This is a genomic window from Vibrio sp. 2033 (assembly GCF_033339735.1).
In genome coordinates, this window is the sequence record NZ_JAWOVC010000492.1 from 1 (window position 1) to 620 (window position 620).

Annotated in this window: 1 protein-coding gene; it reads right to left on the reverse strand. The window is 42.3% G+C overall.

The genetic code is table 11. The features are described 5' to 3' along the window. Window positions 1-266: 266 nt before the first annotated feature. On the reverse strand, window positions 267-620 hold a 354-nt coding region (locus R7P74_RS27390; protein WP_318123825.1), incomplete at its 5' end, for a cation:dicarboxylate symporter family transporter.

Consider the following 620-nt stretch of genomic DNA (forward strand, 5'->3'; position numbering starts at 1 on the left):
GCTCACAAACAAAAATAATCAATGTTTGCTTCTCTATGCCACATAGATAAGGGCGTCAAAACGCTTTTCAAGGGCAGAATTGAAAAAAAGCGTATTTTTTATGAATTAATTGATTTCTTTCAAGCTTGTTGGGAATGCATCACATTCCAGAGACAACTTCCAAAGTAAACATGATGAAAAGCGGTTATTTTTCTGTGACATAAAAACAAGAAAGCGAGCTCATTCCGCTCGCTTTCTATATATAGATTCAACTCTATTGTTCAAGACTAGGCATTAGCTTGTGCAGGCTGCGCCTCTACTTCTTCTTGATTGCCAATCTCACCTTCTGTTTTGGCGACAATAGTGTTCACTGCGGTATCCCCTACCACGTTCGAAGAGGTACAGAACATATCGTTGATACGGTCAACCGCTGCAATGATAGCTAAACCTTCTGGTGGAAGACCCAATTGGTGAAGAAGCACACCAACCATCACTACACCACCACCTGGTACGCCACCAGCACCAATAGAAAGAAGAAGAATCGTCAGACCGAGTGTAAACACATCAGCGGTGTTAATTGGCTGGCCAAACGCGTTAGCAACGAAGATTGTTGCAAGCGCGATATAAATAGATACACCCGA